The sequence below is a fragment of the Thermomonospora cellulosilytica genome, from assembly GCF_014138835.1.
GTDB lineage: Bacteria > Actinomycetota > Actinomycetes > Streptosporangiales > Streptosporangiaceae > Thermomonospora > Thermomonospora amylolytica.
Window position 1 is genome coordinate 3,146,171 of record NZ_JACJII010000001.1, and the last position, 20,946, is coordinate 3,167,116.

Genomic DNA, 20,946 nt, shown 5'->3' on the forward strand with positions numbered 1-20,946 from the left:
CCGTCGGGAGTGGGAAGAGGCCGTCACCTTTCGCACGGCGGTTCGGTGGTGATGCGGGTCAGGGCTTTGTGGGCTTGGGTGCGGTAGGCGGTGTCGACGGTGAGGGTCTGGGCGAGGGCGGCGGGTGCCGCCTGGACTCGGGGGGAGTGGGCGATCTCCTTGAGGCGGGGGACGGCGGGGGCGGCCTCGGGGCCGCGCAGGGCGCGGACGGCGAGGAGGCCGACCGGGGTGGGAGCGACCGTTTCGATCACGCGGGGGAGCAGGGCGTGGTCGCCGGTGGCGTGGTAGATCACGCAGGCGGCGGCGTCCGCCGACTCGGCGGAGTCCAGCAGGGGGCGCAGCAGCGGGACGGCCGGGCGGGCGGCGGGGCCGAGGTCGAACAGGCGCTCGGCGGTGGACTCCGAGAGGGCGGGCAGGAAGGTGTCGGCCAGCACCGTCAGCGGTTCCTCGCCGTCGCCGGTGATCTGCCACAGGGCCCAGGCGGCGTTCCTGCGCTCCTGGCGCCTGCCGCCTTCGAGGAGAGGGCGCAGCAGCGGGACGGCGTCGGCCGCGGCCTCGCCGACGGCGCCCAGGGTCAGTGCCGTCGCGGACACGGCCTTGCGCCGCTCCAGCAGCGCGATCAGGTCCGGCACCAGCGGGGCGGCCCGCGGGCCCCACGGGCGGATCGCGTTGACCAGGCGGGTCAGCCAGTCGCCCGACTCGGCGGCCAGCAGGGTGCGCAGCACCGGCAGCAGTTCACCGGCGTGGCCGGCCATGCCCGCCAGGCAGTGCATCTCGTCGGCGGGCATCCGCCGGTCGGCCAGCAGGCGGGTCAGCGCGGGCAGGCAGCGGGCGTCGCCCAGACCGGCCAGCGTCCGGAGCGCACCGGACGAACGCCACGGCCGCTCGTCGTCCAGGAACGGCACCAGGGCGTCGGCCACCCGGGCGGCGGCGGGGCCGCTGCACTCGATCTCCTCCAGCGCCGTGCGGCCGATCTCCTCGTTGTCGGAGCCGACCAGCCCGGCCAGGGCGGGCAGCAGCCGCGCCGGCGCCGCCCGCCAGGTCCGCATCACCGCGCCGGCCAGCCGCGCGATCCGCAGGCGGACGGCGGGCTCGCCGGTCGCCAGGAGGGAACGGGTCAGCCCGATCAGCTCGTCCGGATGGTCCTCCATGGCGGTGACCAGCAGGTCGTCGCGGCCGTCGGCGAACGTCCACAGCACCTCGTCCAGCGCGGAGTCGCCCGCGGCCATCTCCTGCTCGACGGTCCGGACGAGCCCCTCGGGCATCTCATCGACGCGGCACCACAGCAGCGCCAGCGCCGCGGCGGCCCGTACCTCCCGGACCGGGGAGCCGGCGAGCACGCCGCGCAGCCAGTCCACCGGCGGGTCGTCGCGCTCGTCGTACAGGTCGCCGACGCACAGCACCAGCGCGACCGCCGCCGACGCCGTGGTCTCGGCGGCGTGGCGGGCCTGCAGCACGGGCAGCAGTTCCGGGGCCCGGTCGGGGAAGTCGGCCAGTACGTACGCCGCCCCGGCCCGGACGGCGTGGTCGGCGTGGTCGAGCATCGCCAGCAGGGCCGGGATCCGGGCCTCGACCGCCGCCCGTCCCGCCAGGGCCGCGCGCAGGGCCTCGGTGTCGCCGTCGTCGACCTCCTCGTGCGCCCGGCCGATCCGCGACAGCAGGTGGAACAGGTGGTCGCGCGCCTCGGTGGGCGGGCCGGTCACCAGCTCGACCAGGAACGGCACGACGGCCGCGGCGGCCGTGCACGCCCGCACCTCCCCGAACAGCGCCCCCTCCAGGCCCTCGAACCCCTCCTTGACCTCATGGCCGCGGGGCGTGGCCAGCTTCATGATCAGGTCCGGGATGTTGTCGGCCGTGCCGTAGGAGTGCTCCAGCGACGCCCAGTCGATCCGGTCCAGCCGCAGCCGCATGTCCCGGTGCGGCCACAGCCGTTCCGGATCCAGCCGCAGCACCGTGGTCCCGTTCGCCGCGGTGATCCGCAGCTCCCCGTCGGGCCACAGGTCCAGGGCGGTGATCCCGCCGCCCGGCCACAGGTCGGCGCTCACCCCCGTGCGCACGTCCCGCAGGCGGACCAGCCCGTCGGGCCAGGCCATGGCGACGCCCGGCCCGGTCGGCAGCAGCGCCGCCGCCAGCGCGGCGACCGGGCCCCGGTGCCGGGCGATCGGCCGTCCGGCCGGGCGGGCGGGCGGCTGCCACAGCCGGACGGCGCCCTTCTCGTCCCCGCTCACCACCAGCGGGCCGCCGTCCAGCCGAACGCAGGCCACGGCGGTCACCGGGGAGTCGTGCAGCGGCAGGGCGTACGGCGCGGCGCCGTCCACCGAGACGTGCACGCCGCCGCCCACGTCGCCGGCGACCGCGATCGTCCCGTCCCGGTCGGCGGCCGCCACGGTCCGCCCGGCGACGTCGCCGACCGCGGCGGGGACGACCGGTGCGGGATCGGCGGGGCGCACCGCCACCACCGTCCAGCGGTCCAGCGCGTCGGTGTCGCCCTCGGCCAGCGCCACCGGCCCGAGTTCGGGGCGTTCCGCCCTGTCGGGCCCGTACCGGGGCGCTTCGATCATGTAGGGGGCGACGTCGATCCGCAGCGTCCGCGCCACCCGCAGCAGCGCCGCCCGGGAACGGGCGCAGACGACCACCGGATGGTCCGGAGAGCCCGCCCGGGCGTGGTGGACGATCGCGTCCGGGGCCCCGTAGGCGATGCTGTCGCCGCCCAGTTCCCGCCAGGGCAGCAGGCCCATCTCCGGGTAGACGGCGCGCAGCCGTTCCAGCAGCCCCGGATGTTCGACCACGTCGGCGGGCCAGAGCAGCAGCCGCCAGCCGTGGCTGTGGGAGATCCGCTGGACGGCCAACTGGAGAAAGAACTCCGAGATGGAGCGGGCCTGCAGTTTCCAGCCGTCCTCGGTGCCGACCAGCACCCGGGGGTCGGGCTGCGCCGCCTCGGCGGCCGGGTAGCCCCATTCGTCGCAGTACTGGTATTCGGCCATGAACACGCAGACCCGCCGGTCCTGGCCGGGACCGACGAACGGATTGTCGGCGGGCAGTCCGTCGCCGACGCCGTGGCCGCTCGGGTCGGGCCGGATCGTGGGCGGCCATTCGGGATGGGTGTAGTAGAGCTTCGGCGAGTGGGTGAAGGAGTTGAACGGAAGGTCCCACCACTCCCGCAGCGCCGCCGGAATGGGCAGGGCGGGGTCCACGCGCTCCTCGTCGACGTCCTGCTCTTCCCGGGCGCGCGGCCGGGCCGGCTCGCCGCCGGGCTCTTCGTAGCCCCATTCGCGCTGGAAGTCGCGCAGCAGCGTCCAGAACGCCGGACGGCCCTGCGCGGCGGCCCGGCGCATCCGTTCCGCGAACCGCCCGTAATCGATCGTCTCGGCCACGGCGATAGCGTAGGGATCGGTTTTTGGCCGAGCGAACCGGACACGGCGATCAGACAGGTTGGAAATGTCCAATAAGCGCACGGTGGAAGGGGCGTCCCGGTGATCGACGGCATGAGCGCGCAGCAGGCCCACGAGCTTGTCGGCCAATACGCCCTGGAGTCCCGCGAGTACACACAATGGCTTCTCGACGAGGTCGGAATGGACGCCGAGTCCTTCGCGCGGGAGCCGTTCGACCTGCTGCTGCGGCTGGAGTCCTATGTCGAGGAGTTCCCGCCCGAGGGCCTGGACCTGACCGAGATCGTCAAGGGCGTCGACGAGGACGACCCCTGGTTCTGGCTGCGGACGGCGTTCTCCGCCTGTTTCGCGGAGATCCTCGTCGGCCGGCACGGCGGCCGCTGGGAGGTCGAGCAGGACACCGACGACCCGTCCGACTGGGCCATCGTCGTGACGGTCGCCGGGCTGGACGGCCGGGTCCGCTCGGTCGACCCGCTCACGGTCCTGCCGCAGTACTTCGACTCCGAGAACACCGACGTGTACCGGGCGATGGTCCGCAGCCTGGACGAGGCGGGGGTGACCCCCTGGCACGACCCCGGCCACCCCGACCGCCCCGACTCCTCCGGCCGCCCGCTCACGCCCGTCCAGCAGTGGATCGTCGGGACCTGCGCCCCGCTCGCCGCGATGAACGGCTACCGGCACGACCGGCTGGGCGCGTCCCGCGAGGAGACGCTGATGGACCGGCTGACCGCGCTGGAACTGCTGTTCGGCGCGTGGGGCTCGTTCCGGCCCTCCGACGTGCGCGCCCAGATCGACTCGCTGATCTCCCACGGGCACCGGGCCGACTTCGACCAGAGCGGCGTCCTGGCCGCCGCGCTCGGCGAGCGGGAACGCGCCGAGTACGTCCGGCTGCTGCGGCAGGCCAGGCGGGCGGGCGCCGCCCAGGAGCTGACCGACGCGCTGGTCGACGTCCTGGCCCGGCTGATCACGCTGCGGTTCGGCGCCGCGGCCCAGTGGCTGCTGCCCCTGCTGGTCCTGACGCTCACCGGCGAGGACGTCCCCGCCCCCGAACCCGCCAAGGCCGAGCTGGAGCGCTACCTGCACCAGGTGCTCCTGGAGCCGGGCTTCGCCGACGCGGAGGCCCGCCGCCTGACCCTGTACGCCGACCCGTCCTTCCAGGCCAACCACGGCCGCCACATGATCTGGGACTTCGGCCGCGCCGTGATGCTCTTCCGCTGGGCGCACATGGTGGGCTGGTTCACCGAACAGGAGTGCTGGGACCCCCTGCTGCGGGTGGCCCGCGAGATCCAGCGCCACTACGTCTCCTGGCAGGACATGGCCGCCTGCTACCTGCAGGCCCGTCTCCTGTGGGGCGGCGGCGGCACGGAGAGCCAGGCCCGGTACGAGCAGATCGTGCGGGACCTCGCCACCGACCGCGACAGCCCCTGGAACCGCGTCCCCTGGAACCTCGACCTGCACCAGGACTGGTGACCCGGCGAACGGCCGGGTTGCGCCGGACGAGGCCGCCCGGGACATCGCCGAACTTCAGGAGCAGGCCCGGTGCGGCAGGGGAGAGCGGCGGGCGCCGCGGGCGTACCAGGTGGTGGCCAGGACGACGGCCAGGGACAGTTCGACGAGGTCGCCGCCGTAGTACATGAGCTGGGCGGCGGTGTGCAGGTCCTGCGCGCCGTAGGCGGTGCCGGGCGGGGGAGCGGCGTACAGGGACTTGGCCAGTACGGCGTGGGCGGCCCCGGCCAGGAGCAGGGTGGCGGCGCGCAGGGACAGGCCGTGACGGTGGCGGACCGGGTCCAGTTGGCAGATCGCGAACGTGAACAGAAGCCCCGCCGCGACGATGTGGAAGTGGACCAGGGCGTGCAGCATCGGGTGGTGGTGGGCGGCGGCCAGGAGCGGCGTCCGGTACAGCAGCCACAGGCCGCCCATGTCGAGCACTGCCGCGACCGGGGGAAAGACCAGGCAGCGTGCCGGGCGGGAGTGGGCCGCCGTCAGGAGGACCCGGCGCGGGAGGCCGCCCGGGCGGAGGGCGCGCAGGGCCAGGGTGAGGGGACGGCCGAGCACCAGCAGCAGGGGCGCCGCCATCCCCGCGAGCAGGTGCTGGAGCATGTGAACGGTGAACGGCCCGCCCGGCAGGACACCGATGACGGCGACCGCCAGAAGAACGCCTCCGGCGGTGAAGCACAGGTCCCGGGTCCACGGCCAGGCGTCGCCACGGCCGCGCAGCCTGGCCGCCGCCACCAGGTGGACCGCGACGACCACGGCCACCGCGACCACCGCGACCATCCGCCCGTCGGCACCCGGACCGTGGTGATGCATCACCGGCTCCGCCGGGCCGCGCGCACGGCCAGAGCCGCGCCGATGGCGAGCAGCACCAGCGCGGAGGCGTTCCAGGCCAGGTCGTAAGGCAGCAGATCGGGAACGCCGTACCGGATCTGGTGCAGCCGCAGCAGCTTGTGGTCGACGATTCCGTCGAACAGTTGAAAGCCGCCCGCGCCGAGGAACAACCCCGCCCACGCGTGCCCGCCCGCCAGCGTCCCCCGACGCCGCAGATCCGCCCACCACACGAACCCCGCCACCAGCCCCAGCAATTCGGCGGTGTGCAGCAGACCGTCCGTCAACAGCCCGATCGACGGCGTGGAACGGTCATAGAAGTGATGCCATCCCAGAATCTGGTGGAACACGATTTCGTCCACCGCCGCCATCACCGCGGCCCCGATCAACGCCGCCGCGGCCATCGACCGCCCCCGTGCGCCCACCTCCGCCTCCTTTCGGCGAACGCCGGAACGCCTACCCGCCGCCCGCCCCTCCATGTCAGCGGTGATCTCTACGGCATGGGGATGGCGCCGTGGTCCGAGTGCCCGGTGCCGGGGCCGATCGGCGGGTGAGGGGGTGGCCCCGCCCGGGCAAGGGGGGTCGGACCGGGCGGGGCCGGCGCCACGGTGGCTCCGTCGAGAGAGTGTGGCGCGAGGGCGGCGGCGTGTACCGCTTCCCTGGGTGTTCTGCGAAACAGGGCTGTTGTTCGTCACATCTATGGCGTGTGAGGTGCGTCAATCCCGTTTGTGGCGATCTGGGGGGCCGGAGAAACGCCACGATGTGCGATGGGAATGGCGCGGCAAGTGACAGGATTCGGGCATGGATGTCGCGCCTGGGCGTCGGCCCACGATCGCCGACGTGGCACGGCTGGCCGGGGTGTCCACGGCCACCGTCTCGCATGTGCTGCAGGGCCGGGACCCGGAGCGGGTGCCCCAGCAGACCCGGGAGCGGGTGCACGCGGCGATGCGGCGGCTGGGGTACGCCGGCCAGCCCGGCGCCCGTTCGCTGTCGCGGGGGCGCGCCGACCTGGTGGTGATGCACGTCTGGTCGCAGGCCGTGCTGCGCAGCGGGCTGGTGGCCGCGGAGCTGACCCGGCTGGGCGCCGACCTGCGCGAGGCGGGCTATGCGTTCATGCTGCACGGGGAGCCCGCCCTGCAGGGGCTGCAGGCCGCCCGGGTGTGGGCGGCGCTGCGGCCCGCGGCGGTGATCGCGGAGACGTCGCAGTTCACCCGGGCCGCCGTCGAGGTGCTGCACGCCGCCGGGGTGGTGCCGATCGGCCTGGGCCGCGAGCCGTCGCCGCTGGTCCCCACCCTGGTGCTGGACGACTCCACGCTGGGCGAGGCCGCCGTCGTGCACCTGCTCACCCGGGGCTGCACCGATCTGGTGGTGCTGCTGCCGCGCGCCCCCGGTCCCCGCATGTACGCCGAGGCCCGCTACCGGGGGGCCGAGCGCGCCGCCGCCCGCCACGGCGTCCCGATCCGCCGGGTCACGATGGCGGGCGTTCCCGCCGAGGCCGCGGCGCTGGCCCGCGAGTGGGCCGGCGGCGGCCGTCCCGACGGCGTCTTCGCCTGGCACGACCGCTACGCCGGTCTCATGCTGGGCGCCCTCACCGACGCGGGCCTGCGCGTCCCGGACGACCTCGCCCTGGTCGGCGCCGGGAACGAGCCGCTGTGCGAGATGCTGCGCCCCCGCCTCACCTCGGTGGGCGTCGCCCCGGCCGGCCGCGGCCTGGCCCACCTGATCCTCGCCGCCATCGAGAACCGCTGGGACCCCGACCAGGCCGTCTTCCCCTGGACCCCCCGGATCCACCGCCGCGACACCTGACCCCGCGCGCGTGCCGCCCCTCTCGGCGGTCCCGGAAGGGACGGGCGGGCATCGCCTGAACGGCGGGCGGTGCGGCGCGGACGGCGAAGGACCGTTCCAAACGATCCGGCGGGCAGGGCTGGAGCGCGCCGGGCGGCAGGCGTAGGGTGACCTCGCCGCATCCGGCGCCGCCGTCCGCCGTCACCAGGCGTGACCACCCGGACCGGGGTGTGCGCGTGCACAACCCGGACCCTCCTCTGTGCGACCTGCACAAAACGTTTGGTGCGAGACGCATGAAATGGCCTGCCCGGACTGGCGTCTTTGTGCAAGTAGTGGGATCCTCGCGGCGTGCGTCACCGATCGTGCCCGTTCATGGCCTTCAGGTCGGTCGCGGGCTCGGTGCGCGGCGGTGCGCGCAACGTGATGAGGGGCGGACGCGCCGCCACCCGTACGCCGGGAGCCAGAGGGGTCAGGGACCAGCCATGCCGGAAGCAGTGATCGTGTCGGCCGTGCGCTCGCCGATCGGGCGCGCGGGCAAGGGCTCGCTCGTGTCGATCCGACCGGACGACCTGGCGGTGCAGATGGTGCGCGCCGCACTGGACAAGGTGCCCGCCCTGGACCCCGGCGACGTCGACGACCTGATCATGGGCTGCGGCCAGCCCGCCGGGGAGTCCGGCTACAACATCGGCCGCGTCGTCGCCGTGCTGGCCGGGCTGGACGGGGTGCCGGGCACCACCGTCAACCGGTACTGCTCCTCCAGCCTGCAGACCACCCGGATGGCGTTCCACGCGATCAAGGCCGGCGAGGGCGACGTGTTCATCTCCGCGGGCGTGGAGACCGTCAGCCGGTACGACAAGGGCCGCGCGGACGGCATGCCGGAGACGACCAACCCGCTGTTCGCCGATGCGCGGGCGCGCACCAAGCAGTTCGCCGAGGGCGGCCGGACCTGGGCCGACCCGCGCCGGAACGGCGACCTGCCCGACATCTACATCGCCATGGGCCAGACCGCCGAGAACGTCGCCCAGTTCAAGGGGATCACCCGGCGCGAGCAGGACGAGTTCGGCGTCCGCAGCCAGAACCTCGCGGAGAAGGCCATCGCCGACGGCTTCTGGGAGCGCGAGATCACCCCGGTCACCCTGCCCGACGGCACCGTGGTGACCAAGGACGACGGCCCCCGCGCCGGCGTCACCCTGGAGAAGGTCTCCGAGCTCAAGCCGGTGTTCCGGCCCGACGGCACGGTCACCGCCGGCAACTGCTGCCCGCTCAACGACGGCGCCGCCGCCCTGGTGATCATGAGCGACACCAAGGCCGCCGAACTCGGCCTCACCCCGCTGGCCCGGATCGTGTCCACCGGCGTGTCCGGCCTGTCCCCGGAGATCATGGGCCTCGGCCCGGTCGAGGCGTCCCGGCAGGCGCTGGCTCGCGCCGGGATGACCATCGGCGACATCGACCTGGTCGAGATCAACGAGGCGTTCGCCGCCCAGGTCATCCCCTCGGCCCGGGAACTGGGCGTCGACATGGACAAGCTGAACGTCAACGGCGGCGCCATCGCGGTCGGCCACCCGTTCGGCATGACCGGCGCCCGCATCACCACCACGCTGATCAACAGCCTGCAGTGGCACGACAAGCAGTTCGGGCTGGAGACCATGTGCGTCGGCGGCGGCCAGGGCATGGCCATGGTCATCGAACGCCTGTCCTGACCGGCGCATCCCGCGGAACACCGAGATCCACGCAGCGACCCTGCGTGCCCACCCACGAGAAGGAGACCCCATGACTCAGCAGGCCCCCCGCGTCGCCATCGTGACCGGCGCCGCCCGCGGCATCGGTGCCGGCGTGGCCAGGCGGCTGGCCCAGGACGGGTTCGCCGTCGCCGTGCTCGACCTGGACGAGGACGCCTGCAAGCCGGTCGTCGCCGAGATCGAGGCCGCCGGCGGCAAGGCCCTGGCGGTCGGCTGCAACGTGGCCGACGAGCAGGCCGTGGAGGCCGCCGTCGAGCGCGTGGCCACCGAGCTCGGCCCGCCGGTCGTCCTGGTCAACAACGCCGGGATCATCCGCGACAACATGCTGTTCAAGATGAGCACCGACGACTGGGACTCGGTGATGAACGTCCACCTGCGGGGCTCGTTCCTGATGAGCCGGGCCGCGCAGAAGTACATGACCGAGGCCAGGTGGGGCCGCATCGTCAACCTGTCGTCCACCTCGGCGCTGGGCAACCGGGGCCAGGCCAACTACGCGGCGGCCAAGGCCGGTCTGCAGGGCTTCACCAAGACGCTGGCGATCGAGCTGGGCAAGTTCGGCGTGACCGTCAACGCCGTCGCCCCCGGCTTCATCGAGACCGAGATGACCGCCGCCACCGCCGCCCGCGTGGGCGTGCCGTTCGAGGACTTCAAGAAGGCCGCCGCCGAGGCCACCGCGGTCAAGCGCACCGGCAGGCCCGAGGACATCGCGCACGCGGTGTCGTTCTTCGTCAGCGAGGGCGCCGGGTTCGTCACCGGCCAGGTCATCTACGTCGCCGGCATGCCGAAGGCCTGACCGGGCGCACAAGGGGAGGGGACGAGACATGAAGGTCTTCGACGGCATCGCCGACCTGGAGAAGGCGGTCGGCACGCACCTGGGATACAGCGAGTGGCACACCGTCACCCAGGAGCAGATCGACAAGTTCGCCGAGGCCACCGGCGACCACCAGTGGATCCACGTGGACCCCGAGAAGGCGGCGCAGGGCCCGTTCGGCACCACCATCGCGCACGGCTACCTGACCCTGTCGCTGCTGCCGCTGCTGGTGCACCAGGTGTACCGGGTGGACGGGCTGAAGATGGGCATCAACTACGGCACCGACAAGGTCCGCTTCCCCTCGCCGGTGCCGGTCGGGTCGCGGCTGCGGGCGGGCGTGGAGCTGGTGGAGGTCACCCCCACCGCCGCGGGCACCCGCGTCAAGGTCAAGGTCACCATCGAGCGCGAGGGCGGCGACAAGCCCGCCTGCGTGGCGGAGTCGCTGTCGCTGCTGGTGGCCTGACATGACCGACACCGACAAGACCATCGCCGACCTGACCGCGCGCGTCGAGAAGCTGCTGGCCGAGCACCCGCCGGCCGCCACCGACCGGCTGGAGTTCCTGCGGGCGCGGTTCGACGCCGGGCTGGCGTGGGTGCACTTCCCCGAGGGGCTGGGGGGCCTGGGCCTGCCCCGGGAGCTGCAGGCCCACGTGGACCGGCTGCTCGCCCGGGCGGGCGCGCCCGACAACGACCCGCGCCGCAACGGCATCGGGCTCGGCATGGCCGCGCCGACGATCCTGGCGTACGGGACCGAGGAGCAGAAGAGGCGGTTCCTGCGCCCGCTGTGGACGGGCGAGGAGATCTGGTGCCAGCTGTTCAGCGAGCCCGGCGCCGGCTCCGACCTGGCCGCGCTGGCCACCCGCGCCGAACGCGACGGCGACCACTGGATCGTCAACGGCCAGAAGGTGTGGACCTCCGGGGCGCACAAGGCCCGCTGGGCGATCCTGGTGGCCCGCACCGACCCCGGGGCGCCCAAGCACCGCGGCATGACGTACTTCCTGTGCGACATGACCGACCCGGGCGTGGAGGTCCGGCCGCTGCGGCAGATCACCGGTGAGGCCGAGTTCAACGAGGTCTTCCTCACCGACGTGAAGATCCCCGACTCGCTGCGCCTGGGCGAGGAGGGAGAGGGCTGGCGGGTCGCCACCGCCACCCTGATGAACGAGCGCGTCGCCATCGGCGGCGGCGACCCGCGCCGCGAGGGCGGCATGATCGGGGTCGTCGCCGGGACCTGGCGGGAGCGGCCGGAGCTGCGCACCCCCGAGCTGCACGCCCGGTTGATGAGGCTGTGGGTGGAGGCCGAGGTCGCCCGGATGACCGGCCGGCGGCTGCGGCAGAAGCTGGCCGCCGGGCAGCCCGGCCCCGAGGGCTCGGCGGCCAAGCTCACCTTCGCCCGGCTGGCGCAGCAGCTGTCCGGCCTGGAGCTGGAGATGCTCGGCGCCGAGGGCCTGCGGTACGGCGACTGGACGATGAAGCGTCCGGAGATCGTGGAGTTCACCGGCAAGGACGCGGGCTACCGGTACCTGCGCGCCAAGGGCAACTCCATCGAGGGCGGCACCTCGGAGATCCTGCGCAACATCGTCGCCGAGCGGGTGCTGGGCCTGCCCCCCGAGCCGCGCACCGACAAGGACGTCCCGTGGAAGGACCTGCCCCGATGAGCGACGAGCTGGACCTGCTCTACACCGACGTCGAGGAGTCGGTGCGCGACAGCGTGCGGTCCCTGCTGGCCAAGCGGTCCACGCCCGAGCAGGTGGTCCGGGTCTACGACGGCGACCGGTCCGGGCTCGCCGAGCTGTGGCAGGCGCTGGCGGCCGAGCTGGGGCTGGCCGCGCTGCTGGTCCCCGAGGAGCACGGCGGCGCGGGCGCGTCGGCCCGCGAGGCCGCCGTGGTGCTGGAGGAGCTGGGCCGGTACGTCGCGCCGGTGCCGTTCCTGACCAGCGCGGTCGTGGCCACGACGGCGCTGCTGGAGGCGGGCGCGACCGACCGGCTGGGCGAGCTGGCCGCCGGGGAGCGGACCGCCGCGCTGGCGGTGCCGTTCTCCACCGCCCCGGGCCGTGCGGTCCCGGCGGTGTCCGTCAACGGCGGGGTCCTGCAGGGGTCGGTGCACGCGGTGGCGGGCGCGCTGGAGGCGGACCTGCTGCTCGTCCCGGTGCGCACGGACGGCGGCCTGGAGCTGCACGAGGTGAGCGGCGGCGACGCCCGGGTCACGCCGGTGACGTCGCTGGACATGACCCGGCAGGTCGCCGACATCGACCTGACCGGCGTCGCGTCCCGGCGGATCGCCGGTGCCGACGCGGCCGAACGGGCTGTCGGCCGCGCGCTGGAGACCGGTGCCGCGCTGATGGCCTCCGAGCAGTACGGCGTGGCCCAGTGGTGCCTGGACACCACCGTCGAGTACCTGAAGATCCGCCGCCAGTTCGGCCGGATCGTCGGCGGCTTCCAGGCCCTCAAGCACCGCCTCGCCGACCTGTACGTCACGGTCGAGTCGGCCCGCGCCGCCGCCCGGTACGCCGCCGCCGCGGTCGCCGCCGACGACCCGGACCGTTCGGTGGCCGCCTCGGTCGCCCAGGCGTACTGCGCCGACGCGGCCGTCCTGGCCGCCGAGGAGGCGATCCAGCTGCACGGCGGCGTCGGCATGACCTGGGAGCACCCGGCGCACCTGTACCTCAAGCGCGCCAAGGCCGACCAGATCGCCCTCGGCACCCCGGGCGCCCACCACGCCCTCCTCGCCGGCCTGGTCGACCTCCCGGCGGCCTGAGCCCGGTTTTGTGATGCGGCGGCCCGCCCGTGACGGCGGGCCGCCGCCATTTGGCCGGAACTCCTGCGCATGACCCGGTGATGTCGCCGTACGGGTCGTCACCGGCTCAGATCGCCGCGCCGCACGGACCGCACCCGGCAACGGCGCTGCCGGTGGACACGGCAGGCCGGTCCGGTCTCTGTGCGGTGTGGCCGGAAGCGGACGCGGCGCATGTGTCGGGGTGGCGGCCGGGGGAAGGCATGTCGGTCCACGTGGTGGCGGCGCATTGTCCGTGCCGCGGGACCGCGTGGTGGCAGGGAGGGGCGTGCCGGTCACAGGGCCGCCGCGCCGATGGGGGGGTCGGACGTGCGGGAACTGGCGATCATCGAGGCCCCGTCCGTGCTCGGGCTGCGGCCGTCCGGCGTTCAGGACCTGCCGGCCGCCCTGCTCGACGCCGGTCTGACGGCCGGGCTGGGGGCGGTGCGGGCCGGCCGGGTCGAAGCGCCGGCGTACGACCCGAGGCGCGATCCCGACACCGGGATCCTCAACCCGGTGGGCATCGCGCGGTACTCGGTCAGGCTGGCCGACGCGGTCGGCGACGTCCTGGACCGCGGCCGCTTCCCCGTGGTCCTCGGCGGTGACTGCAGCATCCTGCTGGGCAACCTCCTGGCCCTGCGCCGCCGCGGACGCCACGGGCTGCTGTTCCTGGACGGCCACACCGACTTCTACCAGCCGGCGGCGGAGCCGGCCGGCGAGGCGGCCTCGATGGAACTCGCCCTGGCCACGGGCCGCGGCCCCCGGCTGCTCACCGACCTCGAAGGCCGCGGGCCCCTGCTGCGCGACGAGGACGTCGTCGCCTTCGGCTTCCGCGACACCGCCGAGTCCGCCCAGGCCGGGATGCAGCCGCTGCCGCCACGGCTGTACGCGCTCGACCTCGACGAGGTGCGCGCGGCCGGAGCCGCCACGGCGGCGCGCCGGGCGATCGACCGGCTGACCGCCGGCGCGAGCGCCGGATTCTGGGTCCACCTCGACGTCGACGTCCTGGACGACGCCGTCATGCCGGCCGTCGACTACCGGCTCCCCGGCGGGCTGACGTGGCCGGAACTGGAGAGCGTGCTGCGGACGGCACTGGCCGACGAACGAGCCCGGGGACTCGACGTCACGATCTTCAACCCCCGCCTGGACCCCGAGGGGACGATCGCTGTCCGCCTCGCCGAATGCCTGCGCCGAGGGCTGTCGGCGCGGACCGGCCACCAGAGTTGAGCCACAACCAGGGGCCCGTTGACAGGCAAGACCGCGGTCGCCGTTCGCGCAGGGTTCGGCGTTCGGCGTTCAGTGCGGGTCGTGGCCGGAGGCGATGAGGCCGAGGGACAGCTCCAGGCGGTCGCGGGCGTTCTGCAGGTCGCGGCCGGTGAGGGACTCGATCTGCTTGGCGCGGTAGATGACCGTGTTGCGGTGGCAGAACAGCACCTGCGCGGCCTGGGTGGGGGAGCCGTTGTGGTCCAGCAGGGCCGCCAGGGTGCGCAGCAGCACGTCCTTCTGGTTGGGCGGCTGGGCCAGCAGCGGCCCGATGGTCTCCTGCACCAGCACCGGGACGACCTCCGGGCTGCCGGTGACCAGCACCTCCGGCAGCCGGCCGCGCACCGTCACGATCCGCTGCGAGCCGCGCGGCAGCGACTCGGCCGCGCGGGCCGCCAGCCGGTACGCGGTGGCGAACCCGGTGATCCCGTCCAGCGCCCCGGCCACCCCGACCCGGCCCGCGACCCCCGGCCGCAGCGCCGCCACCAGATCGTCCAGGGGCAGGCCGCCGTGCGAGACCAGCCCGAAGTAGTTGCCGCCCCGCACATGCCAGTGCGAGAGGACCCCCAGCCTCTCCAGCCGGTCCTGCGGCCCCCGCAGCGGCTCGTCCGGCGGGTCCTCCAGCAGCGCCACCACGCACGCCACCGGGTCGGCGGGCGCCAGCCCCAGCGCCTCCCGCGCCTCCTTGGAGAACAGCGGGTCGGTGCCGCGCCCGTCCACCAGCCCGTCCAGGAAGTTCTGCTGCCGCTGCAGGTCGCGCCGCTGCAGCCGGGCGCTCTCGGTGCGGTACGAGTCGACCAGGGTGGCGTTCTGGATGTCCAGGGCCGCCCACAGCCGCTGCCCGGCCAGCAGCAGCAGATGCTCGTCGACGTCGATCTCGCCGTTCCAGCGCAGCCGCAGCAGCGCCTCCCACAGCATCCGCGACCCGAGGTTGTAGGCGTTCAGCACCCGGTCCATCGGCACGCCCTGCCGCGCCCGCACCCGCCCGGTCTCCCGCCACAGGTCGATCGGCTGCTCGTCCGGCCGCGCCACCCCGGCCATCGCCGCCAGCCCGCGCCGCACGTGCTCCCGCGCGCCCCGCCGCTGGTCGGCCTGCAGGTCCGGCGGCTGCTCCGCCCAGTACGGATCGGCCTCCATCAACGCCTGCGTGATGCTCTCGGCGATCTCGTCCGCATACGGCAACAGCAACGACCACGCCTGCGCGATGGCCCGTTCGGTCTCCCGATCGAACCGCGGAATCCGCACCGTGCCCCCATCCTGCCGCACCCCGCCGAGAATGCCACCCACCGCACAGAAACGCCATACCCGCCCCCATCCCCCACCCCCCGTTTTTGTGCATCCCGCCCACCCTCGACCCTCACCGCGCTCAACAGGCCCGCCCGACCACGCTGATGAAGGTGCTGCGCGCCGAACTGGGCGGTGACCTGTCGCGGGCCAAGGAGACGCTCCGGCGGATCCGGACCGGAACCCTCACCGGGACGCTCCCCGAAATGGAACTCCTCGCCTCCCGTTTGCGCGCGGCGGGAATCGAGGCCACGGCCGAACGCCCGTGATCCGCTGCACGCCGGGTCCGCCGGCGGCGGGGCACTGGAGCCGTTCGCCGCCGTGCCGGGTCAGGGTTCCTGAGTGACGCCGTTGAGGATCGTGGTGACGACCTTGTGGACGGCCTCGGGCTCGGGGGGTGTGCCCTCACGGCCGGCGAACAGCAGATGGCCGGAGCCGATCAGGGTGAGGGCGAGGGTGTCGACGTCGGCGTCCGGGGTGATGCGGCCCAGGTCGCGTTCGGCGGTGAGGTAGGCGGCGAGCATGGCGGTCGCCTCGGTCAGCATGGGGACGCCGGTCGGCCGGGTCCGGCGCAGCCGGGCGCGCAGGCCGTCACGGAAGGTGACGAGGCCGATGATCGCCAGGGCGACCGATCCGAACAGGGTGGTCAGGGCGTCGGCGAGGTTGCCGGCGACGGTGCCGGTTCCGGCGGACTCGCGCAGGGCGGCGGCCTGGGCGTCGATCCGGGCGGTGCGGTCGAGGACGAGTTCGGCGAGGAAGGCGTCGAAGTCGGCGAAATGCCGGTGCAGGACGCCCTTGGCGCAGCCCGCCTCGGTGGTGACGGCCCGGCTGGTCAGCGCGTTCGGGCCGTCCCGCAGCAGGATGCGCTCGGCGGCGTCGAACAGTTGCCGGCGCGCGTCGCGCATGGCCACCCCTGTCGGCATTCCAGGCGTCCCTCCGTAGCCGAGTGGGCACGTGCCCACTATTGTGGGCGCATGCCCACCATACCCCCGCAACGATCGCGTCCTCCCGCGCCGGAGCCCCATCAGGCCAGGCAGATGGCCGAATCGTTCGGTGCGGACGCCGAACGCTACGACCGGACCCGGCCCCGCTATCCCGAGGTGATGGTGGAGCGGATCGCCGCCGCCAGCCCCGGGCCCGAGGTCCTCGCCGTCGGCTGCGGCACCGGCATAGACGCCCGGCAGTTCCAGGCGGCCGGCTGCCGGGTGCTCGGGGTGGAGCCCGACGCGCGGATGGCCGACTTCGCGCGGCGCCGCGGAGTCGAGGTCGAGGTGGCCGCGTTCGAGGACTGGGACCCCGCCGGCCGCGGCTTCGACGCGGTCATCGCCGGGCAGGCCTGGCACTGGGTCGACCCGGTCGCGGGAGCGGCCAAGGCGGCGCGGGTGCTGCGCCCCGGCGGGCGGTTGGCGGCGTTCTGGAACGTGTTCCAGCTCCCGCCCGACGTGGCGGAGGCGCTCGTCGCGGTCTACCGGCGGATCCTGCCCGACTCGCCGGTGGACCCCCGGGCCATGACGGGGCAGTCCCTGGACGCGTACTCGCCGCTGCTCGCCAAGGCGGCCGACGGCATCGAGAAAGCGGGCGCGTTCGGCGAGCCGGAACAGTGGCGGTTCGACTGGGAGCACTCCTACACCCGGGACGAATGGCTGGACCAGGTGCCCACCCATGGCGTCTTCACCCGGCTTCCGCCGGCCAAGCTGGAGGAGCTGCTCGCGGACGTCGGCACCGCCATCGACGCGGTGGGCGGCGGCTTCACGATGCGCTACACCACGGTGGTGGTCACCGCGACCCGAACCACCGCCTGACCCGGGAGGCCGGGCGGGACGGGGCAGGGGTACGCGCTGCCGTCGCGTTCCTCGATGCGGCGCCACCGGTCCGCGATCCACGGCGGCGCGAGGTCGTCCACCCGGTACCGCCCGGAGCGGTCTCCTGAAGCCGAATTGCGTTCGGTACGCTCTCGGGCATGACGGTTTACGCCCTGGCCCAGATCTCCATCCACGACCGCGGGCGCTATGACGCCTACGTCGCGAGGTTCATGGAGGTGTTCGTCAAGTACGGGGGGCGGTTGCTGGCCGTCGACGAGCAGCCGGAGGTCATCGAGGGCGAGTGGCCCTACGACAAGGTGATCCTCATGTCGTTCCAGGATCGTGAAGCCTTTGAGGCGTGGGCGTACTCACCCGAGTACCAGGAGATCTCCAAGGACCGGGTCGCCGCCACCACCGGAGTCGTCATCCTCGCCAAGGGCCTGTAGGGACAGGGCGAAGCGTGGCACGGGGGGCGGCTTGGCCTGGCTCCGGGGTGTGGTCGCGTTCTCGCCAACGGCCTGTAGGAGCAGGGCGGGCGGCGAAGTCGGCTTGGTCCGGCGTCCGGTCGTGGCGGCGTTCTCGCTGAGGGTCTGCAGGGCGGCGCAGGGCCGGGTCGGCGGACTCGGCTCGGCTGCTCGGCCCAGTACGGATCGGCCTCCATCGACGCCTGCGTGATGCTGCTACAGGAGCACCGGGACGGCAAGGACGAGCACCTGCGGCGCCAGATCATGGATGTGATCGACTGGCCGGGCCGGTCCGGGGGGAGGCGGCCGGTGCCTGGCTGCGTGGTGCCCGGCGTGCGAACGGGGGAGCGTGTTCGGGGCGGATGCCGACCCCGACGAGGTAGGCGGGCACGGCTGACAGCTGGGGGAAACGCTTGATGAGGGCCAGCACCGCTGTGGGCGGAGTGGCGTTCTGGCCCGCCAGAATCGGGTCGACCACCCGGCGGTGCAGCACGCGCTGCAGCGTCTGGGTCACGACGGTGGGCAGCAGGCGGCGCCGCCGGACGGCCGCCAGGTCCCGGCCGGTGACGCGGCGCCGGGACAGCGGCCCGGCCAGCAGCGTCGCGGCGGCCACGGCGTCCTGGACGGCCAGGTTGATGCCCACGCCGCCGAGAGGGGACATGGCGTGCGCGGCGTCGCCGATGCACAACAGCCCCTCGGTATGCCAGCGGCGCAACCGGTTCAGGCGCACGTCCAGATGCTTGACCTCGTCCATGGACCGCAGGCCGTCCACCGATCCGGACAGCTCGGGCATCAGTTCGAGGATGTCGCGGCGGAACGCCTCGATGCCCCGTGCCCGCAGCCGGGCGTCGATGCCCTTGGGTCCCAGGTAGGCGATCTGCAGGTAGCCCTCGCGCGGGAACGCGACGGTCACCTTGCCCGGTGCGGTGCGGGGCAGCAGGGAGGGGCCGATGGGGCCGTCGACGGGGATCTTGAACCACCAGGCGTCGATGTTCACCGGATGCTCCCGGGGCTTGAGACCGGCCTGGCGCCGGCACAGGGACCAGCGGCCGTCACAGGCCACCGTCAGGTCGGTGCGCAGTTCGCCGGGCCCGTCCGGGCCGTGGTAACGCACGCCGGTGATCCGGCCGGACTCGCGCAGCAGCCCGACGGCCTCGGTGCGCATGCGCAGGGTGAAGGCCGGCTCGTCCCGGCCCGCTTCGGCGAGCAGGTTCAGCAGGTCCCACTGCGGCACCATCGCGATGCAGCGATAGCGGCGAGGCAGGCGCAGGCGGTCGAAGTCGGCCACGGCGACCTTCTCGCCCCCGTCCAGGTCGAAGGTCACCTGATGGATCTCGCTGTGCGGCAGAACGGCGAAGCGCTCGTACAGGCCCAGCTCGTCCAACAGCCGCAGCGTCGTCGGATGCACGGTGTCGCCGCGGAAGTCCCGCAGGAAGTCGCCGTGCTTCTCCAGCACGGTGACCTCCACCCCCGCCCGGGCCAGCAGCAGGCCCAGCACCATCCCGGCGGGCCCACCACCGACGATCGCGCACGTCGTGCCGTGGCGCGCCGTCTCCCTCACCGCTTCGCTCATCGCAGGCCCCCCATCGTCGTACGGGACCCTGCCCGTTCCACGGGCCACGTCACATCCCCGGCCACCCGCCGCGAACGCGGCCCTTGCGGCGCGACGCCAACGGCCGGCGCCTCCCGATGGGGAAGGCCGGTGAAGATGGCGGAGGGGTGGGCGGCTTGCGGGAGCAGGTCCCGCGCGGTGCGGGTCAGCGGTCCGGGGCGGGCGGGCGCAGGTGTTTGGGCAGGCCGGCGACGACCAGGTCGTAGGACTGTCTGAGCAGGGCGAGTACCTCGTCGGAGTCGAGGGTGCCGTCCAGGACGATCGTGTTCCAGTGCCGCTTGTTGAGGTGGTAGCCGGGGAGGACGTGGTCGGGGTACTCGGCGCGCAGCGCGAGCCCTTCCTCGGGGTCGAGTTTGACGCTGAGCCTCGGCGGCCGGGCGTCCTCGGCGATGAGGGCGAACATCTTCCCGGCGACCTTGTAGACACCGGCGGACTCGCCGAACGGGTACTCCTTGACGCTGCCCAGGAACTCCTCGCAGTAGCCGGTGACGGCCTCGTACAGTTCCTCGCTCATCCCGCGATGCTCGCACACGGCAGTGACAGAACCACCGCGCCGTGGGGCGGCCCGGGGTGCCGTGCGGATGGCGGGCTCACGGGCAGTCAACTCGCTGCGGGTGAAGTCGAGAACGGGGCTGGTCTCATCCCGCGATACGGGAACGCGTCAGCCCAGGGCCGTCGGCGGACCCATGGCATGGAGGCGAGGGTCAACCCGTCGTCCAGGGCCGGAGCTTGTCGGGGTTCACCACCGTCCAGATGCGCTTGATCCGGTCGCCTGCGACGTCGAACGCCATCACCGACACGGTGACGCCGTCGAGCTGGGCCACCAGGCCGGGCCTGCCGTTGACCATGCGTTCCAGGAACGTCACGTCGGGCGCCGCGCTGATCCGGTCGGTGAGGAAGCGCGCGATCTGCTCGGCGCCTTCGATCGGGTGGAGAGCGGCGCTGACCAGGCCGCCCCCGTCGCCGGTCGCCGTGGCGTCGGGATCGAGGAGGCCGATGAGGGCGTCGATGTCCTTGGCCTCCCAAGCCTGTTTGAAAGCCCGGACGATGCCGGCCTGCCGCGCCGCCGGGGTCGTGGGGGTCTGCGCGGCGCGGATGCGGCGGCGGGCCGAGGAGGCCAGCTGGCGGCAGGCCGCCGGGGTGCGGCCGACGATCTCGGCCACGTCGGCGAAGGAGTAGCGGAAGACGTCGTGCAGGACGAACGCGACGCGTTCGGCCGGGGTCATCGATTCGAGCACGACGAGGAAGGCCATGGTGACCGACTCGTCCAGGGTGACCCGGTCGGCCGGGTCGGCCGCGGCGCCCGGCCGTCCGGTGATCCACTCGGTGGGTTCGGGCAGCGGTTCGGGGATCCACTGGCCCACGTAGCGTTCCCGCCGGGCCCGCGCCGAGCCGAGCAGGTCCAGGCAGATGCGGCCGGCCACCGTCGTCAGCCAGCCGCCGACCGATGCGACGGCCTCCTGCTGCTGCCGGGACAGGGCGTACCAGCGGGCGTAGGTCTCCTGCACGACGTCCTCGGCCTCGGCCAGGGAGCCCAGCAGCCGGTAGGCGAGATTGATCAGCCGACGCCGCTCGCTCATGACGACGCTCAGGCTCGGGTCGGGCCGGTCGTCTCCCGGCTCGGATCGGTTGGTCATGGCGCCGTCGACTCCCTCGGTCACATCCGTCCTCACCAGTACGACGAGATACGGCGCCGAAC

At 73.6% G+C, this 20,946-nt stretch carries 19 protein-coding genes; 11 read left to right on the forward strand and 8 right to left on the reverse strand.

Annotated elements, in window-relative coordinates:
• Positions 1-23 precede the first annotated feature (23 nt).
• Positions 24-3,374, reverse strand: coding sequence for a hypothetical protein (locus HNR21_RS15100; RefSeq protein ID WP_182705724.1), 3,351 nt, complete (start codon positions 3,372-3,374; stop codon positions 24-26).
• 99 nt (positions 3,375-3,473) lie between these two features.
• On the opposite strand from HNR21_RS15100, the gene HNR21_RS15105 reads away from it, so the two are divergent.
• On the forward strand, positions 3,474-4,859 hold the full coding sequence (locus HNR21_RS15105) for a DUF1266 domain-containing protein (RefSeq protein WP_312881043.1): 1,386 nt from the start codon (positions 3,474-3,476) through the stop codon (positions 4,857-4,859).
• Between the two features lie 54 nt (positions 4,860-4,913).
• Here the strand turns inward: HNR21_RS15105 and HNR21_RS15110 are convergent, their stop codons facing one another.
• Both HNR21_RS15110 and HNR21_RS15115 read right to left on the reverse strand, forming a co-directional pair.
• Positions 4,914-5,699 carry a cytochrome c oxidase assembly protein gene (locus tag HNR21_RS15110; protein WP_182705725.1) on the reverse strand — a complete coding sequence of 262 codons (786 nt, stop codon included), beginning with the start codon at positions 5,697-5,699 and terminating at the stop codon, positions 4,914-4,916.
• A complete protein-coding gene (locus HNR21_RS15115) occupies positions 5,699-6,139 on the reverse strand; it encodes a DUF2243 domain-containing protein (RefSeq protein WP_312881044.1) in 441 nt (146 codons plus the stop codon). The genes HNR21_RS15110 and HNR21_RS15115 overlap by 1 nt, the downstream gene beginning before the upstream one ends.
• A gap of 376 nt (positions 6,140-6,515) precedes the next feature.
• Here HNR21_RS15115 and HNR21_RS15120 point away from each other — a divergent pair, with 376 nt between their 5' ends.
• The 7 genes from HNR21_RS15120 to HNR21_RS15150 all read left to right on the forward strand — a co-directional run bounded on the left by HNR21_RS15120 (position 6,516) and on the right by HNR21_RS15150 (position 14,049).
• Complete coding sequence (locus HNR21_RS15120; protein WP_182705727.1) at positions 6,516-7,520, forward strand: LacI family DNA-binding transcriptional regulator; 1,005 nt, start codon at positions 6,516-6,518, stop codon at positions 7,518-7,520.
• Between the two features lie 461 nt (positions 7,521-7,981).
• A complete protein-coding gene (locus tag HNR21_RS15125) occupies positions 7,982-9,199 on the forward strand; it encodes an acetyl-CoA C-acetyltransferase (protein WP_182705728.1) in 1,218 nt (405 codons plus the stop codon).
• Between the two features lie 70 nt (positions 9,200-9,269).
• A complete protein-coding gene (gene fabG, locus HNR21_RS15130) occupies positions 9,270-10,031 on the forward strand; it encodes a 3-oxoacyl-ACP reductase FabG (RefSeq protein WP_182705729.1) in 762 nt (253 codons plus the stop codon).
• Positions 10,032-10,059: 28 nt separating this feature from the next.
• Positions 10,060-10,512 carry a MaoC family dehydratase gene (locus tag HNR21_RS15135; protein WP_182705730.1) on the forward strand — a complete coding sequence of 151 codons (453 nt, stop codon included), beginning with the start codon at positions 10,060-10,062 and terminating at the stop codon, positions 10,510-10,512.
• Position 10,513: 1 nt separating this feature from the next.
• Positions 10,514-11,707: an acyl-CoA dehydrogenase family protein gene (locus HNR21_RS15140; protein ID WP_182705731.1), complete on the forward strand. Its 1,194-nt coding sequence runs from the start codon at positions 10,514-10,516 to the stop codon at positions 11,705-11,707.
• Positions 11,704-12,807 (forward strand): acyl-CoA dehydrogenase family protein, encoded by a 1,104-nt coding sequence (locus HNR21_RS15145; RefSeq protein WP_182705732.1) that lies wholly within the window; start codon positions 11,704-11,706, stop codon positions 12,805-12,807. The genes HNR21_RS15140 and HNR21_RS15145 overlap by 4 nt, the downstream gene beginning before the upstream one ends.
• 330 nt (positions 12,808-13,137) lie before the next feature.
• Positions 13,138-14,049, forward strand: coding sequence for an arginase family protein (locus tag HNR21_RS15150; protein ID WP_182705733.1), 912 nt, complete (start codon positions 13,138-13,140; stop codon positions 14,047-14,049).
• Positions 14,050-14,118: 69 nt separating this feature from the next.
• Here the strand turns inward: HNR21_RS15150 and HNR21_RS15155 are convergent, their stop codons facing one another.
• Positions 14,119-15,351 (reverse strand): PucR family transcriptional regulator, encoded by a 1,233-nt coding sequence (locus tag HNR21_RS15155; protein ID WP_182705734.1) that lies wholly within the window; start codon positions 15,349-15,351, stop codon positions 14,119-14,121.
• Positions 15,352-15,482: 131 nt separating this feature from the next.
• On the opposite strand from HNR21_RS15155, the gene HNR21_RS15160 reads away from it, so the two are divergent.
• Positions 15,483-15,638, forward strand: coding sequence for a hypothetical protein (locus HNR21_RS15160; RefSeq protein WP_220500169.1), 156 nt, complete (start codon positions 15,483-15,485; stop codon positions 15,636-15,638).
• Between the two features lie 60 nt (positions 15,639-15,698).
• Here HNR21_RS15160 and HNR21_RS15165 read toward each other — a convergent pair whose 3' ends face one another.
• The gene (locus HNR21_RS15165) at positions 15,699-16,292 is read right to left on the reverse strand and encodes a TetR family transcriptional regulator (protein ID WP_182705736.1); all 594 of its coding nucleotides are present in this window, start codon (positions 16,290-16,292) and stop codon (positions 15,699-15,701) included.
• A 114-nt stretch (positions 16,293-16,406) separates the two neighbouring features.
• On the opposite strand from HNR21_RS15165, the gene HNR21_RS15170 reads away from it, so the two are divergent.
• Both HNR21_RS15170 and HNR21_RS15175 read left to right on the forward strand, forming a co-directional pair.
• Complete coding sequence (locus tag HNR21_RS15170) at positions 16,407-17,171, forward strand: class I SAM-dependent methyltransferase (RefSeq protein WP_182705737.1); 765 nt, start codon at positions 16,407-16,409, stop codon at positions 17,169-17,171.
• Positions 17,172-17,329: 158 nt separating this feature from the next.
• Positions 17,330-17,617 carry a DUF1330 domain-containing protein gene (locus HNR21_RS15175; RefSeq protein ID WP_182705738.1) on the forward strand — a complete coding sequence of 96 codons (288 nt, stop codon included), beginning with the start codon at positions 17,330-17,332 and terminating at the stop codon, positions 17,615-17,617.
• 280 nt (positions 17,618-17,897) lie between these two features.
• Here HNR21_RS15175 and HNR21_RS15180 read toward each other — a convergent pair whose 3' ends face one another.
• The 3 genes from HNR21_RS15180 to sigJ form a co-directional block, all read right to left on the reverse strand.
• Positions 17,898-19,208, reverse strand: a complete 1,311-nt coding sequence (locus HNR21_RS15180) for an FAD-dependent oxidoreductase (protein WP_182705739.1) — start codon at positions 19,206-19,208, stop codon at positions 17,898-17,900.
• A 184-nt stretch (positions 19,209-19,392) separates the two neighbouring features.
• A complete protein-coding gene (locus HNR21_RS15185) occupies positions 19,393-19,761 on the reverse strand; it encodes an MmcQ/YjbR family DNA-binding protein (protein ID WP_119727684.1) in 369 nt (122 codons plus the stop codon).
• Positions 19,762-19,951: 190 nt separating this feature from the next.
• A complete protein-coding gene (sigJ, locus tag HNR21_RS15190) occupies positions 19,952-20,884 on the reverse strand; it encodes an RNA polymerase sigma factor SigJ (RefSeq protein ID WP_182705740.1) in 933 nt (310 codons plus the stop codon).
• Positions 20,885-20,946 lie beyond the last annotated feature (62 nt).